This window comes from Insolitispirillum peregrinum, assembly GCF_900156605.1.
GTDB lineage: Bacteria > Pseudomonadota > Alphaproteobacteria > Rhodospirillales > Rhodospirillaceae > Insolitispirillum > Insolitispirillum peregrinum.
In genome coordinates this window covers 203008-219754 of the sequence record NZ_FTOA01000001.1, presented here as the reverse complement: position 1 = coordinate 219754, position 16747 = coordinate 203008, and the positions used below count along the sequence as shown (strand labels likewise).

The 16747-nt window shown below is 60.1% G+C and carries 11 protein-coding genes; 5 read left to right on the top strand and 6 right to left on the bottom strand.

All coding sequences use genetic code 11. The features are described 5' to 3' along the window. Window positions 1-167 precede the first annotated feature (167 nt). Both BW995_RS00905 and glnA read left to right on the top strand, forming a co-directional pair. The gene (locus tag BW995_RS00905; protein WP_076398115.1) at window positions 168-506 is read left to right on the top strand and encodes a P-II family nitrogen regulator; all 339 of its coding nucleotides are present in this window, start codon (window positions 168-170) and stop codon (window positions 504-506) included. 179 nt (window positions 507-685) lie between these two features. After that, window positions 686-2095, top strand: a complete 1410-nt coding sequence (gene glnA / locus BW995_RS00900) for a type I glutamate--ammonia ligase (protein WP_076398114.1) — start codon at window positions 686-688, stop codon at window positions 2093-2095. Between the two features lie 99 nt (window positions 2096-2194). Here glnA and BW995_RS00895 read toward each other — a convergent pair whose 3' ends face one another. Together BW995_RS00895 and BW995_RS00890 are read right to left on the bottom strand one after the other, a co-directional pair. After that, on the bottom strand, window positions 2195-3100 hold the full coding sequence (locus BW995_RS00895) for a DJ-1/PfpI family protein (RefSeq protein WP_217696032.1): 906 nt from the start codon (window positions 3098-3100) through the stop codon (window positions 2195-2197). A gap of 19 nt (window positions 3101-3119) precedes the next feature. Further along, a complete protein-coding gene (locus tag BW995_RS00890; RefSeq protein ID WP_076398110.1) occupies window positions 3120-5300 on the bottom strand; it encodes a TonB-dependent siderophore receptor in 2181 nt (726 codons plus the stop codon). Window positions 5301-6084: 784 nt separating this feature from the next. On the opposite strand from BW995_RS00890, the gene BW995_RS00885 reads away from it, so the two are divergent. The 3 genes from BW995_RS00885 to BW995_RS00875 all read left to right on the top strand — a co-directional run bounded on the left by BW995_RS00885 (window position 6085) and on the right by BW995_RS00875 (window position 10923). Then, on the top strand, window positions 6085-7050 hold the full coding sequence (locus BW995_RS00885; RefSeq protein ID WP_175616947.1) for a GlxA family transcriptional regulator: 966 nt from the start codon (window positions 6085-6087) through the stop codon (window positions 7048-7050). A gap of 251 nt (window positions 7051-7301) precedes the next feature. Beyond that, the gene (locus tag BW995_RS00880; protein ID WP_175616946.1) at window positions 7302-8990 is read left to right on the top strand and encodes an ABC transporter substrate-binding protein; all 1689 of its coding nucleotides are present in this window, start codon (window positions 7302-7304) and stop codon (window positions 8988-8990) included. Then, window positions 8971-10923 (top strand): ATP-binding protein, encoded by a 1953-nt coding sequence (locus BW995_RS00875; protein WP_076398108.1) that lies wholly within the window; start codon window positions 8971-8973, stop codon window positions 10921-10923. The genes BW995_RS00880 and BW995_RS00875 overlap by 20 nt, the downstream gene beginning before the upstream one ends. A 33-nt stretch (window positions 10924-10956) precedes the next feature. On the opposite strand, the gene BW995_RS00870 is transcribed toward BW995_RS00875, so the two are convergent. The 4 genes from BW995_RS00870 to BW995_RS00855 all read right to left on the bottom strand — a co-directional run bounded on the left by BW995_RS00870 (window position 10957) and on the right by BW995_RS00855 (window position 16613). Further along, window positions 10957-12762, bottom strand: a complete 1806-nt coding sequence (locus BW995_RS00870; RefSeq protein WP_076398107.1) for a tetratricopeptide repeat protein — start codon at window positions 12760-12762, stop codon at window positions 10957-10959. Window positions 12763-12778: 16 nt separating this feature from the next. Next, a complete protein-coding gene (locus BW995_RS00865) occupies window positions 12779-15463 on the bottom strand; it encodes a tetratricopeptide repeat protein (protein ID WP_175616945.1) in 2685 nt (894 codons plus the stop codon). 366 nt (window positions 15464-15829) lie between these two features. Continuing rightward, window positions 15830-16228, bottom strand: a complete 399-nt coding sequence (gene flaF, locus BW995_RS00860; RefSeq protein ID WP_076398103.1) for a flagellar biosynthesis regulator FlaF — start codon at window positions 16226-16228, stop codon at window positions 15830-15832. Continuing rightward, a complete protein-coding gene (locus tag BW995_RS00855; RefSeq protein WP_076398101.1) occupies window positions 16167-16613 on the bottom strand; it encodes a flagellar biosynthesis repressor FlbT in 447 nt (148 codons plus the stop codon). The genes flaF and BW995_RS00855 overlap by 62 nt, the downstream gene beginning before the upstream one ends. Between the last annotated feature and the right edge of the window lie 134 nt (window positions 16614-16747).

Genomic DNA, 16747 nt, shown 5'->3' with positions numbered 1-16747 from the left:
CTTCTACCCGCCTGAAAAGCGGCTCTTTTTATGGTATTTTCGCCATATTGCGCAGTTGGCACGCGGCGTGATAAGGGAAATGACGGCAACGACAGATGCGGACACCGAACGGGTAGGATTACCCTCCCCCTCGGACCACGTCAGACAAGGGAAGAGACACTCGGCTCATGAAGAAGATCGAGGCGATCATCAAGCCGTTCAAACTTGATGAAGTCAAAGAAGGCCTGCATGAAATCGGCCTTCAGGGCATCACCGTCACCGAGGCCAAGGGCTTTGGGCGACAGAAGGGCCACACCGAGCTGTACCGGGGTGCCGAATATGTCGTCGATTTCCTGCCGAAAGTGAAAATCGAGCTGGTCGTTGACGACGGCCTGGTTGAACGCGCCATCGAAGCCATTGCCCAGGCCGCCCACACGGGCCGGATCGGGGATGGCAAAATCTTTGTCTCCCACATCGAGGAAGCCGTCCGCATCCGTACCGGCGAACGCGGCATCGACGCCGTTTGAAATTAGGGGACTTCCCCTAAAGCGCGGTTTCGGGTAGGCCATGGAGGCACCGGGCTGTTCCGGTGCAACCGCCTCGATCACGGTCACGCTTGCCACCGGGTGCGCCGCCTGCGCGCCCCTTACCCCGGCACAGCGTTGTTGCATAACATTTTTCAGTCTCACAGACGGGATTAGGGATCATGTCCGACGTCAAAAAAGTTCTCGAGATGATCAAGGAAAACGACGTGAAATACGTCGATTTCCGTTTCACCGACCCGCGCGGTAAGTGGCAACACACCGCCCAGCACGTGTCCACGGTCGATGAAGACCTGCTGACCGAAGGCATCATGTTCGACGGTTCGTCGATCGCCGGCTGGAAGGCCATCAACGAGTCCGACATGATCCTGATGCCGGATCTGTCCACCGCCGTCATGGATCCGTTCACTGCCCAGCCGCAGCTGATCCTGTTCTGCGACATCGTGGAACCGTCGACCGGCCTGCCGTATGACCGCGACCCGCGCTCGATCGCCAAGAAGGCCCTGACCTACATGGACGGCGCCGGGATCGGTGACGTCGCCTACTTCGGCCCGGAAGCCGAATTCTTTGTGTTCGACGACGTGCGCTACAACGTCTCGATGAACAAGGTGTCGTTCGAGCTGGACTCCGAAGACGCTCCGTGGGTGACCGACAAGGCCTTTGAAGAAGGCAACTTCGCTCACCGTCCGGGCATCAAGGGCGGCTACTTCCCCGTTCCGCCGGTGGACTCGGGCACCGACCTGCGCGCCGAAATGGTCTCCGTGATGCTGGAAATGGGCCTGCCCATGGAAAAGCATCACCACGAAGTGGCCTCGTCGCAGCACGAACTGGGGTCCAAGTTCGGCACCCTGATCCAGGCCGCCGACTGGATGCAGATCTACAAGTACTGCGTCCACATGGTTGCCCACTCCTATGGCAAGACCGCGACCTTCATGCCGAAGCCGCTGGCTGGCGATAACGGTTCGGGCATGCACGTTCACCAGTCGATCTGGAAAGACGGCAAGCCGCTGTTCGCCGGTTCGGGCTATGCTGACCTGTCTGAAACCGCCCTGTACTACATCGGCGGTATCATCAAGCATGCCAAGGCCCTGAACGCCTTCACCAACCCGTCGACCAACTCCTACAAGCGTCTGATCCCGGGCTTCGAAGCCCCGGTGCTGCTCGCTTACTCGGCGCGTAACCGTTCGGCGTCCTGCCGTATTCCGTACGTTGCCTCGCCGAAGGGCAAGCGCGTTGAAGTCCGCTTCCCGGACCCGACCGCCAACCCCTACCTGGCCTTCACCGCCATGCTGATGGCCGGCCTCGACGGTATCCAGAACAAGATCCACCCGGGCGACCCGATGGACAAGAACCTGTACGACCTGCCGGCCGAAGAACTGGCTCAGGTCCCGACCGTTTGCGCCTCGCTGCGTGAAGCCCTGGAAGCCGTCAAGGCCGACAGCGACTTCCTGAAGAAGGGCGACGTGTTCACCGAAGAGTTCATCGACGCCTACTGCGAACTGAAGTGGGAAGAAGTGTACGCCTACGAACACACCCCGCACCCGATCGAGTACAAAATGTACTACTCCTGCTAAGGAGTGGTGCCTGTACCACAAGGCCTTCAACAAGCCTGATCAGAGCAACGCCCGTCCGGGAAACCGGGCGGGCGTTGTGCGTTGAGCAGGACAGCGTGCTCAGTTCTGCTGCAGGCCGGCCAGCGCCTCGGCTTTTCTGGTAAAGTCTGCCGCCATTTCAACCATTGCAGTTCGCACATCAGCACTGGCCGTGCGCAAAGAGCCTGCATTGAATGGCGGCTGGGGATCATACTCCCCCATCAACTGGGTGCATTCGGCATAAATCCGTCCCCGAAGTTCCGCGACCATCGACAGGCCGAAATCAAGCCCTGCGGTGACCCCTGCACCGGTAATCCGGTTACGATCGCGCACCACGCGTGCATCGGTCGGGATGGCTCCGAACCCGGCCAACGCATCCCGACAGGACCAGTGAGAGGTTGCCCTGTATCCCTTGAGCAATCCCGCAGCCCCCAGAAGCAGAGAGCCAGAGCAAACACTGGTGATGTATTTCGCCCACGCCCCTCGATCGGCCAGAAAGGCCAGTGTTTCGGAATCAGAGGCCGCTGCCAGCGTGCCATCGGTTCCTCCCGGGGTGAATAAAATGGTCAGATCACGCGGACAGCTCTGGAAGGTGGCCGTCGGGATGAGGGTTACCCCGGCATCGCTGGTCACAGGATCAAGCGAAGAAGCAACCAGATCAATTTTGGCCCCCATCAAGGCAGAGAACATGCAGTGTGGCCCGATCAGGTCCATCACGGTCATTCCCGGATAGATCAGCATGGCAATCTGCTCGTCCCCCATCCAGGGTACGGAGCTCATCTCTTCACCATTGTCAGGTAACTTATGCTCGGGCACCTGCCCCATGACTGGCCCTGAAGCGAGGGGGGTAAACGGTGCCAGCAGTGCCAGCAGGGTTATGGTACGACGGTCCATGTCGGTCATGGCCTTGGCTCCTGAAGATCTCTTGTCGGGCTGGCAGTCGGAAGCCGGATACACGGTATCTGACCGCCAGCCCTGCTTCATCATTGATGCTCGGACCAGTACTTTAAAACCGTTGGGAAACCGTCAGGAAAACAGAACGGCCGGGTGCCGAAGCAACGCCACCGACGAGATACTGATACGGGGTATAGTACTGTTCATCAGTCATGTTTTTGACATTCAGACTGGCGGAAAAACCATCGTCCTGATAACGGATGGCCGCGTCAGCCGTCACATAGCCCTCTGTTTTATAGGTATTCTTCAGGTCCAAAGGTGCCCCGGATGCGGCATGCAGACCTGCCCCGGCGCTCCAGCCCTTCAGCGCCCCGCTCCCAAAGGCATAGTCTCCCCAGACACCACCGGAATGGCGCGGAATGCCGACAAGCTTACTGCCTGCCGTGGCTCCCCCCGGAATATCCCTGGTCAATTCCGCATCCACATAGGCGTAATTGGCCATCAGTTTCCAGTGCTCATCCGGTTGCCATGTCAGCTCGGTATCAAACCCGCGCGACTGCTGTTCACCAATGGCGAGGCTGGTCAAACCGAAAGGATCGGCGGGATCAGTGACCGGGACATGTGACCGGCTGACCTGAAACAGCGCCGCACTCCCGGATACCCCATTCCGGGCGTCAAACTTGACCCCACCCTCATACTGTCTGGAGATTTCGGGTACTGCGGCACCAGAATAAAAGAAGAAAGGATTTCCCTTCATTCCTTCGCTGTAATCGGCAAACAGCGAAAACTGATCCGTCAGGTCATAAACCGCCCCCACACGCGGCAGCAGTTTTGTTTTTTTGGTATTGTCACCACGCAGATAGGTTGGCGAATACTGGTCGATTTCCAGATGCGCCAACCGTAAACCAGCAAGCAGATGCACGCGGTTAGCTACCGTTGACTGAAGCTGGGCATAAGCCCCGTATGTGCTGTAAACATTATCGCCGTCAGTCATGGCGACACCCGACGGCGCGGTATAGGCTGGCCACGAGGCGGGAGACAGCAAATCAACCGTACCCACTGCGCCGCTCATATGCATGACAGCGGTTTCAGCCAATCGGCTGTAATCAACACCGAACAGGGGCTTGAATTCAAAAAGGCCAGAAGTGTACTGCCCGAGAAAATGCGATGACACCGCAATCTCGTCACGCTCTTCTTCCACATTCTGGTTATAGAGGCTCCACGACGACCCACCCGCATCAGGCGTATTGCTGATGATGATTTGCGATATCTGGTTATAAGAACTCTTGCCATAACGGACTTTGGTACTGTTCGACCAGACATCGTTCAGAGCATGATCCAGGGTTGCCGTCAGGCTATTGGTTTCAGAGAAACTGTCCGGGACATCGGGCGTCCCGATAAACAGGTCCGGGTTCACCCTGAACGATCCGGTGACAGTGCCAACTGCTGGCAAACCTTGATATTCCTGTTGTTCCCAGCGGGACGTCCGCCCCTGTACTGTCAGGGTCGTGCCCTCCTTGTTGGTCAGCAGGAGCGTCGGATTGAATGAATAGCGATCGGTGTCAATGACATCGACATCCGAACCGGACTTCACATAACTTCCGGTGCTGCGGAACAGGATTGTGCCATCCTTGCTCAGCGGCTGGTTGATGTCGAAGTAGGGAGCATAATAGGCGTTGCTGCCCACGGTCCCCCCAATCTCCAGAAAACGGTCGGCAGTCGGCATGCGGGACACAACATTGACAACCCCACCCAACGGCGTACCGCTGCCGCCGCCATAAAGGATGCCGTTTGGCCCCTTCAACACTTCGATCCGCTCGACATCGGCCATCGCATTGGTATCGCCGCTGCCCAGATAGGTGGTCATGCCATCCAGATACTGCTCGGCGGCAAACCCCCTAATATAATTCGAATTATAGACTGGCGTCTGCAAGGCAGGCTGTCCGACCGTGGCACTGACGTTCTTAAGAGCCTCCCCGATGGAGGTGACGGCCTGATCATCCAGAACACTGCGGGGAATGACCTCGATTGATTGCGGAATCTGCCGTAACGGAGTATCCGTCAGGGTCGCACTTTTGGCGGTCAGAGCCCGGTAGCCATCAACGTCTCCGGCCGTGGTGGTGGTTACATCGACACGTCCGGTTACCACCACCGTGGGGAGCGTTACCACGGTTTCCGGGGAAGGCAGAGAGGATGTCCCCTCCGATGCCCCGGTGGCTGTCTGGGCACCGGCAGAACGACACAAGGGGGCAAGCACAAGGGCAAGCACAAGGCCTGAAACAAAGCGGGACATGAGAAATTCCTGACAACGACGCCCATCCGCCGTAGCAACGGCGGATGCGTCATGACGTCGAGTGAAGACCTGAAGCAGCGAGCGCAAAAGCGGTTCCGGTTTTGCGCAACATCACTGCGACACATCAAACAGTCGGATCAGGATGCGCCACGGGTAACGCACACTGGTCCAAGGCCGGAAGAACTCCGGAGATCACGTCAGGAAATGACAGGAGGAGCGCGGGCACAGGCCCGTGTACGGGCAGAGGTGCAGGGCGGTACCGGCGGGACTGATGCCGCAAGACGCCATCCCGTACTGCACGGGGGCGGCACCTTGATCTGGCCAAAGGATAATGGCGGCTGACAGCAAAGGTGGCTATAGCCACAGACCATGCCGTCCCGATGTCCTGTCCCGTCAGGCAGGGCCTGTTGCCCCGGAACAGTCGTGACCGATGTCAGACACACGGAAGAGGGATCGAGTGTACCAGCCAGCGCAGGCGCGGTCATCGCGGCACCGGCTGACGCAGGCACCCCGGCGAGCGGCATCAAGACCTGAAGGAGTATCGCCAGCAGCAGGCAAGCCATCCCCCGATGCTGGCGCCTGATCCGGCACAGCACTCCACGGGATGGGACAGAACTGGAGATGAAACCCCTCATCCCCACCATTGGGGGACAGACCTGATGCAGATCATCCCTGCAGCACAGGTTTTGCGCACATTGACCTCCCCCCGATTGACTCTGCCACCCTGCCCTGACTACGCTGTATCTGAAATGACAAAAATCCCTGCTTTTCGGACAAGCGCCCGATGATCCGCCGTGATATCGCCCTGCTGGTTTTCGACGATGCCCAGATTCTGGACATTGCAGGCCCTGCGGCCGCTTTCGAGATCGCCGGGCAACTGGTGGCAGATACCTATAAGGTCCGCATGATTGGGGTCGGCTCTGACCAGATCCGCCTGTCTGCCGGACCGACGATGACCGTAGAACGGTTTGAGACAGGGCTGATCTGTGACACCCTGATCATTGTCGGGGGCATAGGAACCGAAAATGCCCTGAACGATCACCAGACCCTGGACCTGATCCGCGAAACGTCCAGACATGCCCGGCGAATCGCCAGTGTTTGCTCGGGGGCCTATATTCTGGCAGCCGCCGGCCTGCTGGATGGGCGTCGCGCCACCACACACTGGGTCTGTAACGGTGATTTTCAGCGCCGCTATCCGGCCGTAAAACTGGAATACGACCAGATTTTCGTCCGTGACGGCTCGGTCTGGACATCTGCCGGGATCACCGCCGGCATTGACATGGCGCTGGCCCTGATTGCCGAAGATTGCGGTGATGACATATCGCGGACTGTCGCGCGCTATCTGGTCGTCCCTCATCGGCGGATGGGGGGACAGTCACAGTTTTCCCCTCTGATGGAACTGGAAGGCAACGGCGGAAAATTTCAGGATTTGCTCCGTTGGGCGAGTGAACACCTCGACCAGCGCCTGAGCGTCGAAGACCTCGCGCGATACGTTGCCATGAGCCCACGCAACTTCGCCCGTTCCTTCCGTCTTGATACCGGGATGACCCCGGCAAAGGCCATCGAGCGCCTGAGGATTGACCACGCACGCGCCCTGCTGGAAAGATCGACCGGCCTGTCCGTCGAGCAGGTCGCCCGACAAAGCGGATTTGGTGATACGGAACGTATGCGTCGGTCCTTTCTTCGCCTCTTTGGCCGCCCTCCGCAGGCATTTCGGCTGCCAGCACAACAAACGTCACGGAAACCGTAAAAGCTAGAGCCGCGTGCGTTAAATCGGACGCAAGCACGCTGCTCTAACCTTTTGTTGTGCCGCATTGTTTTTGCGAAAACCGGTGCCCACTTTTCGCACAATGCTCTATTCCTCTTTTTGCTTTGCACACTACCGATTTTCCACCGCATGCTCTAGGAAACGGCGAAAAAATCGCTATACTTGTGCGCGGTTGAACAGAGAGGTGCGGGGACATGGCGCCTGCTCTGACAAGGAAAAGGGGATATCAGGCTGTGACTCCATCATTTTTCATGGGCCAAACCAAGGTGAAAAACCTGTTCGGCGCAACGTCTCTGCTGGTTTCATTGTTGGCCGGGGCAGATTCTCTTGCCCACGCCGCAGATGCTGCACCGCATCAACTGGTTCTGCTGGTTTCATTGTTGGCCGGGGCAGATTCTCTTGCCCACGCCGCAGATGCTGCACCGCATCAACTGGTGATGGCGCTCAGCACCACCCCGGACAGCCTGGACCCTTACCACCACAATCTGGCACCGAACCTGACCATCAGCCATCACATTTACGACACGCTGGTTGATCTGGACGAACGGCAGCATCCGGTTCCCGGCCTTGCCGAATCATGGAAAGCGACCGGCCCGGATACCTGGGAATTCAAGCTGCGCAAGGGAGTCACCTTTCACGACGGCAGCACCTTTGATGCCAATGACGTGCTGGCATCCTGGGCACGGGTGCCGACGGTCCACGGCCCGTCGTCGTTCACCGTCTATACCGAAGTGGTCAAGGAGATCAAGGTTCTCGATCCCTATACCATCCAGTTGACCACCAACGGCCCCTTTCCCCTGCTGCCGGTCTATCTGACGCAGGTGATGATCATCCCCGCCGAGGTCCAGAACACCGCCACCGCCGATTTTGACAACGGCAAGGCCCTGATCGGGACCGGCCCCTACCGCTACAGCGAGGGGAGCCCCGGCCACACCCTGACCCTGACCGCCAACCCGCACTACTGGGGTGGAAAACCGGCATGGGATACGGTGGAAATCCGCTTCATCCCCAACGATGCCGACCGCGTGACGGCCCTGATCAGCGGCACGGTTGACCTGATCAATGCAGTGCCGCCAGCCGATGTCCACCGGCTGGAAAGCAATCCGCAACTGAAACTCGCCAAGGCCGTTTCCAACCGGGTGATTTACCTGTCGGTTGACTTTGACCGCCCGCAAACCCCGTTCGCCCGCGACCGCCAGAACACTCCGCTGCCGACCAACCCGTTCCAGTCGTTAAAAGTCCGTCAGGCGATCAGCAAGGCGATCAACCGGCAAGCCATCATTGACGAACTACTCTATGGGCAGGCGGTTCCGGCGGGGCAGTTGATCCCCGACGACATGGACGGCGCCAACCCGTCCCTGAAACCCGAACCGTTCAACCTGCCCGCCGCCCGCACGCTGCTGGCCGAAGCAGGCTACCCCAAGGGCTTTACCACCGTCCTGCACGGCCCGAACAACCGCTATGTCCGTGATGCCGAAGTCGCCAGCTCGGTCGCCCTGATGCTGACCGGCGCGGGGCTTGCCACCACCGCCGAAACCATGCCGGCCAGCGAATTTTTCCCCCGTAACAAAAACCGCGATTTCAGCTTTACCCTGCGCGGCTGGAGCAGCGATACCGGCGAAGCCGGTTACTCGATCAAGGCCCTGCTCGCCACCCGTGATGTCGACAAGGGACTGGGGACGGCCAACCACAACCGCTATTCCAACAAAAGTCTTGATGATCTGGTCATTGCCGCCGACCATGAGCTGGATGCCGAAAAGCGCCGGGGGCTGATCCAGAAAGCGATGGCCGACGGCATCAACGATCTGGGACAAATCCCGCTGTATTTCCAGATGAACCTGTGGGCCAGCAAGGAGGCAGTCAAGATGACCCCCCGTGTCGATGAACTGACCCTGGCCCGCGATGCCGTTCCGGTTCGGTAAACGTCGCCGGACGCCCCGCTCTCGCGACGACCACTCCCTGTCGTTGCTGCTCGACGGAGTGCCCGACCATGCCCTCTACGCTCTGGACTCCCGTGGTCGGGTCCAGAGCTGGAACAAGGCAGCCGAAACGCTGTTTGGCTTCGCCCCTGCCGACATCATCGGGTGCCACCACAGCCGCCTGTACACCGGCCCGGCCACCGCCCTGACCTTTCGCCTGCTGACACAGGCCCGCCAGAACGGCTCGTCCCATTATGAGGGGCTGCTGCATGCCAAAGGCAAAAAGCCGTTCTGGGCCATCATTGACATCACCGCCACCCCACCCGGCACCCCCTCGGCCACCGGCTTGTCGTTCCTGTGCATGGTCCATGATGCCACCCTCGCCCGACAGGAACAGGACCACATCGCCTTTCAGGCATCGCTGCTCAACCGGGTGCGCAACGCCATTCTTGCCACGGACACCCATGGCCGCATCGTTTACATGAACAGCTATGCCGAGACGCTGTTCCAATTGCCGTGGGCAATGGCCGAAGGACGCTATCTCGAAGAGTTGGGCCTGTGGCCGGATGACCTGTGCGCCCTGCCCCCCCGTCAGGATGGCCGGGAACGCTTTGAACGGGAAGTCACCGCCCGCCGCGCCGATGGCAGCACCTTTCCGGCCCTGTGCACCACCTCGGTCAGCCCGGCCCCCTATGGCATGGGCTATAGCGAGGCCCATGTCATCCATGACCTCAGCGATCTGAAAGCAATGCAGGCCGCCTTGCAGCACGGGGCCAATCTGGCCGTTCTGGGCCGCATGTCGGCCAGTCTGGTGCATGAAATCAGCCAGCCGATGAACGTGATCCGCCTGACAGCAGAGGGCAACCTGCTGAAACTGGGCAAGACCGATCAGCCGGAAACCCTGATTGATGACTTTGCCCGCAGCTTTCAGACCATCGCCGATCAAGCGGCCCGCCTGTTTGAAACGGTGGAATTCATGCAGACCTTCAGCCGTCAGAGCGAAGGGCAAATCCCCCTGCCCGCAGCCCCGGTTGACCGCAGCTTCGATCTGGCCCGCAGCCTGCGCGAAGCAGCCAGTGTGCTGTATCTGGGATTTCAGCGGGCGGGCGTCACCCTGACGCTGACCATCCCCGACCCGCCGTGCCTTGCCCACGGGCACGCCCGCCATATCGAACAGGTTCTGATCAACCTGCTGAACAATGCCCTCTATGCGGTCTCACATCATCAGGGCCAGCACGGTGAAGTGCAGGCCAGCCTGTGTTTACAGGATGACCGCTGGCAGCTTCGCATTTGCGACAATGGTCCGGGCATTGCCCCGGCGATCGCCTCGCGTATTTTCGAGCCCTTTTTCACCACCAAGCCGACGGGCCAAGGCAGCGGTCTGGGGCTGGCGATAAGTCTGGAAATCATCCGTGACGCCGGCGGCAGTCTGGACTATGCGCCATCACCGACCGGCGGAGCTTGTTTCAGCATCACCTTGCCGCAGGCGCACGGAGCCTCGCTGCCCTCTGCCCCGCCCCCGGCCACACCATCAGGCATGACGCAGGCAGGGCTTGCGCAGGCGTCGACCAAGGGCCGTGTGCTGATCGTTGATGATGACCAGCCAACCCGCCTCAGCCTGGCGCAGGCCCTCGGCACGCTGGGCTATCAGGTGAGCGAGGCCAGCGGCGGCCATGCCGCTCTGGCGCAACTGGAGCAAGGAGCGGCCTTTGATGTGGTGATCACCGATCTGCGCATGCCCGATGGCAACGGCTTTGAATTGCTGGAACGGATGGCCGAAGACTATCCGCACGTCTTTACGGTGGTGATCACCGGACAAGCCCGCCGGGACCGCGAAGCCTTTGCCGCGCTGGAGGGGAATTGCGATGTTCTGCTCCCCAAACCGCTGGCCCTGCGCACACTGGAGAAAGCCTTGCGCGATCTTCTGGAGCAGTGAGCACAAAAGTGGGAACCGGATCACCACCCCGAATCACCACCAACGACGGCGACGTTCAATGAACCAGCCATCGAGTTGCTGCCCCACCCACTGGCTGAGGGCCGAGAGCGGTTGTGACCAGTCATACAGCGCCGCCTGCCGGAACAACGATGCATCCGGGTACCATGGCGAGCGGGTCCCCGGTCGGCCATAGCGCCAGTCACATCCTTTGACCAGCAAGGCAGCCAGAGGAATGCCCAGCGCCCCGGCCAGATGCAACACGGCGGTATCAATCGACACCACCGCATCCAGCTGACCAATAATCGCCGCCGTATCGACAAACGTTCGTGGCGCAGGGGGCATGTGCAGCCCCGCCAAATTGGCAGCATTGTCCCGGCGGTCATCGGCCTGCAGGCACACCCAGCGCACCGACCGCCCGGCGGCCCCCTGTTGCAGGGCAGTCCACAGTTCGGAGAGCGGAACCGACCGATCACGTGGCACCGCAGCCCCGGCCCAGCAAATCCCGATCAGCGGGCCATCGCCTGCCGGAATACTCCAGGCCTGTTGCGACGACGGAACCGGCAAATAGGGCGCATGCGGAACCGTTTCCGGAATCAACCCCAGCACCCGCGGCAAGCTCATCAGATTGATCTGCAAATCATGCGCAGGCCAGTCGCGTCCGCGCCGGAGGGTCGTATGAACCCCGGCGACATTTTCCATCAGCGACATCAACGGTTCCGGGCATTCGAGAACCAACCGGCCTTTTGGCCCCAGACGGCGTACCGCAGGCGTCAGCAGGCGGGCCATCATCAAGGTATCCCCAAAGCCCTGTTCGTTGCGGATCAACAGGGTGGCTCCCGGACTGCTGCTGCCATCCCATGTCGGTGCCAGCGCCTGTCTGAACCGCCCGGCACTTTCCAGTGCCGCCCAGCGGATTTCCCAATAGGGCAATCCTTGCTGGTAATTGCCGTTGATCAGCAGCAGTTCGCCATGACAGCTAAGGGCAGTCAAATTGCAGGGATCAAGCTCCAGCGCCTGGCGACATACGTCCGCAGCATCATCGTACTGCCCGCAATCAAACAGGGCGGTGGCGCGGTTGGCCAGATACTGGACATTTTCCGGCTGTAGACGGCAGGCCTCGGCAAAGGCAGCCTCGGCTTGATCGGGGCGGCTCAGGCCCTTCAGGACCAGCCCCAGTTCATTGATCAGTTGCGGGTTGTCAGGGGACAGATGATAAGCAAAACGAGCCTGCTCAAAGGCCCGTTCCCATTCTCCCAACTGGCGGAGTGCTTCGACCCAATGCTGGCGGACCAGAATCTGGTTATCCCCGTCCGACAGCTCCACCGCCTGCCCCAGAGCCTGTTCGGCTTCGCCCCATTGCCCCTGCTCCAGCAGGGCCAGCCCCAGGTTATGCCAGGCGGCCATGTGCTCGGGAGCCAGCCGGGTGGCCTGCCGCAACGGTTCGATAGCCGCCGCAGACTGGCCACACTGCCGCAGGGCATTGCCCAGATTACACAGCGGGTGAGCGACGTTAGGCAGGCGGGCAACTGCCTGCTTCAGCATCACCACCGCCTCTTCCGGCTGGCCGCTGCTCAGCAGGGCCAGCCCACAGTCGTTCAGGATTGTTCCGTCATGCGGTGCCAGCGCCACCGCCCGCTGCAAACTGGCAACGGCAGCCCCGGCATCGCCCAGCGCCAGCGCGGCCATGCCATCAATCGACCACAGCAATGGCGACGGTTGCCCCTGCCCCGTCTTGGCTCCAGCCCGAGCCTGCTTGATTGCCTTGGCGCACCAGTCGCGCGCTTCGGCATAGCGGCCCTGCTGATAGACCTGAAAGGCCCGGGCAAGGTTCAAATCCATGCTGTAACGCCTTTACTCAATCCTCGGCCGCAAACGAGGTCTGGCCGTTATAATTCCATCGCTTTCCATAGGATGGGCCGGGGCTTGCACACCAGCGGCGCCATTCTGTACGGATTGCCTGCTCCATTGCACGCGCCAATCCCTCGGCATCACACAACGGCGAAGCGGACATCCTGTCCCGTAAATTGTGCCGAACCTCGCGCAAGTCTTCCAGCGACGAGGCAAAAGACACTGCCCGTGTTATGTAATCGTCAATATCCTTAGCGACAAGCTGTTTTTCCAGTCCCACCGCCGAAAGCAGGCTGACCCCGACCCGCGTTGCATGCCGGTCCCCGGCCAGCGTCAGGGTGGGGACCCCCATCCACATCGCCTCGCAGGTGGTGGTGGTCCCGTGATAGGGGAAGGTATCCAGCGCCAGATCAATGCGGTGATAGGTCGCCAGATGCTCGAGAAAGTCATCCTTGCGCCCTGACAGCTCGATCCGTCCGGCGGCAATGCCTTCGGCGGCGAACTCGGCCAGCAGGGCGGCGGCGTTATGGGCATCCTGATACTGCCGCGCCTTGAGGAACAGCCGCGACGACGGCACCGCCCGCAGAATTGCCGACCATGCCCGGACCACTGCTGTACTAATCTTGAAACTGTTGTTGAACGAGCCGAACGTCACATACCCGGCCTGCACGCACGGCGGTTCGGCAACCGGCAGCGGGTCGTTCCCGGGGGCCTGATAGGCCAGAAAACAACGCGGCAGCCGGATCCGGGGCTCGCTGTACCATTCCTGCATCCCGTCGGGATCAGTCTGGTGATCAACAATACGCCCGTCCAGCATGCGCAAGCCAGTTGACCCCGGATAGCCCAGCCAGGTCAACTGCACCGGCGCCGGGCGGTATTCCATCGCCACCAGACGGTTCCGCCCGGTATGCCCCGACAGGTCAATCAGCACGTCGATCTGATCCTGCCGGATGCGACCGGCGGCCTTTTCTTCGGACAGATAGGTGATATCAACGTAATGATCGGCCAGCCCGCGCAAGGTGTCGGTCATCGCATCAGGATCTTCGACCGACGAATAGAGGGTGATTTCAACCGCCGAGCGGTCAAAGGACTCCAGCAGCGGCTTGAAAAAACAGGCCACCGAGTGATAGCGGAAATCCGCCGACAGATAGCCGACGCGCAAGCGCCGGTCAGGGTCGCGCGACTGTAGATGTGGTGCCTGCAGGTCATCCGGCAAATCATGCATGAACGCCGCAAAACGTTGCAGGATATCCTGATGATCTTCCAGAGTGACCTGATCATCATAGTGCAACGCCATGCACAGATTGGAAAACAGCATCGACCACGACTCATTCCAGCTGGTGTGCTGCATGGCGTTGCGGATACCGGTGATCCACACCTGATAGGCTTCGTCAAAGCGCCGCAGATCGAGCAGGATACTGGCATGGATATTCAGGAGTTCGGGCTCCCGGCTACCACACTGCAAGGCCCGCTCGCACAGCCGCAAGGCCAGATCATAATTCTGGCTATGGAAATGAATGTAGGCGGCATTGCCCAACGCCTGAGTGTTGTCAGGCTCCCGCTGCAGGATCTCTTCGTACAGCAACAGGGATGCCAGATACTCTTTCTGCCGCAACAGCAACAGGGCCTGCGCCCTTTTCACGGCAGGCAGCGTTTTCTCTTCGTCGGTCAGGCGGCCGAGAATCTGCTCGGCACCGGCGATGTCCCCAAGGTTCAGGCACATCAGGCACATGTTGGCCAGAACGTCCGGGTTCCCCTCCTCCAGGATCAACGCCTGCTGCAAGGCTTCGATGGCCTTGCCCTTTTCGCCTTGCTGGATGTAGGTCAGGGCGCGGGCGTTCCACACCTGCGCGTCCTCGTTCCCGTCCAGTTCACGCAGAGCCTCCAGCGCCGCATCCAGTTGCAGCGTCTGACGCAGCAGCGACGCCTGAGCCACCAGCAGCATCCGCCGCCCGGCGATGTTGTCAATCGGGGTGGCTGCCAACCCGTCCTCCAGCACCGCCCGCGCGTCATCCCAGCGGGAGTGTTCGAGGTAAATCAGCGCCAATCCTTCGCACGGTACCCAGATCGGTTTTCCGGCAGCCTTGAGCAATGACAAGGCATGGCAATAGTACGTTTCGGCCTCGGCCAGTTCCCCCCGTGACCTGACGCTTTCAGCCAGATTGTTCAACACCGCCACACTGTCCGGCGCAAAGGCCAAAGCCTGACGCCACGCAATGATCGCATCATCCAGGCGGTTTCCCCGTCGCAGGGCAACCCCAAAGGTATTCAAGTATCCGCTGGTGCGGGGAGACAACGTTACCGCCTGAGTTGCGGCCTCGACCGCCAATCCATCCTTGCCCTGCCGCAACGCCAGACGAGCGAGCTGTTCATAGAGTTCGGCTTCGGCGGGAGCGGCGGCAGTCGCCTGAAACAGGATTTGCTCCGACCCGGCCAGATCCCCCAGCCCCTGCAGGCACAGCGCCAGCGGCAACAGGATCACCGGCTGCCGGGGGGCCAGCGCATTGGCAACCTGTAACAGCGGCAAAGCCGCCGTCTCGTCACCCTCCGCCCGCGCCAGAATCCCTTGCAGCAACGCAACAGCCGCACTTCCCGGGCTGGACGTTTCCAGCATCCCCAGATACATCCGCGCCCCATTCCGGTCTCCGCGCAGGGCATAGTCATACCCCTGCAGGAACAGTGGAAGCCTCAAAGAAGGCAATCCGTTTTTGTCCGTCACGGCAGCACGCGAAGTTTTAGGGGGCATGGTGTCCTCGACCAACTGGTTCTCAGGAGGGATGGAAGCATCATTTCTTGATGCCGGAGCAGGAGGCAGTATCTCTCGGAACGCATAAAGGCGTGACACAAGATTGCGCCACGCCTTTATGCTCACCCATTATTTCAGCAGTGCGACCGGCTGATTTGCTTAACACACAACAGCACAAGGCATTTGCCGTGACCGTTCCAGACCCGTGTGCGTTGAACCTGACGCAGGCTGGTCCAACCCTTTATGGTGCCGCATTGTTGTTGCGAAAACCGGTTCCCGCTTTTCGCACAATACTCTGGCACGGAAAATGCCCTACGCCGACGCAGCCTGAGCAGGAGCTTCGGCGGATTCGCTGTTGCGCAGGCCAGCAGCCAGATTGCGGTTGATGTTGATCAACACGTCCAGGTCTGTCGGCTCGCTGCTGCGCATCGCCTTCATCGTCTGCTTGTCGACAAAGATCGACAGGCTGAGGATGTTGGCCTTGATGTCCGCCGGCAACTGGTTTTCCGGTTCGGTGATGTCAGCCTGAACGATGGTCCACAGCAGGTGGTTAAAACGCAGGGCCTGGGCGTACCCTTCGATATTTTTCACCTTCTGCTTGGCATCTTCCAGCATCACAGCGGCCTTGGTAAAGGCCATCGCTTCGACCTCACGCGGGGTCAGACTCGATTTCTGCATCTGCTGGTAGGCGCTGATCTGCTCTTTCGCCATTGGAACTAACCTCCGATTCGTACTGGATGAGCTTCCGACAAAGTTTCAAGGCGCGGTAGTGGTCGCCTTCGACAATCCGACGCGAGACATCGACCATCAGGTCGATAATCTTGACGTCCACCGTCATTTCAATCAACTGGCGGAGAAGATGGAAGTAGAGCTTGTGGTACCGCCGCTCTTCTGCCGGTTCAACGTACATGTGCAAGATCGCGACATACAGCTGCTTTGCGGGCGTATCAGCCTCATCCTCAGCAATGATATCCTTTTGCCGCAACACCGGAACCCGGTTCAGCACGACAATCTCGGCCTTTGCGGGGCCGTTGGCAATCACGGCTGTTCCAACCAGCACTTTTTCATTGGGGCGAAGCGTTAGTTTGAGGGGCATTGCATATCCTGTCCGGCCGCTGCAGCGGCCCTTTTCCCACTAGATACCGGCCCATAAAACAGGCCGACCTTCACCCATCGTTTCACCGCACGTTTTCGGCGCGGCCCCATACATGCACTTTCATGTGCCTGGCA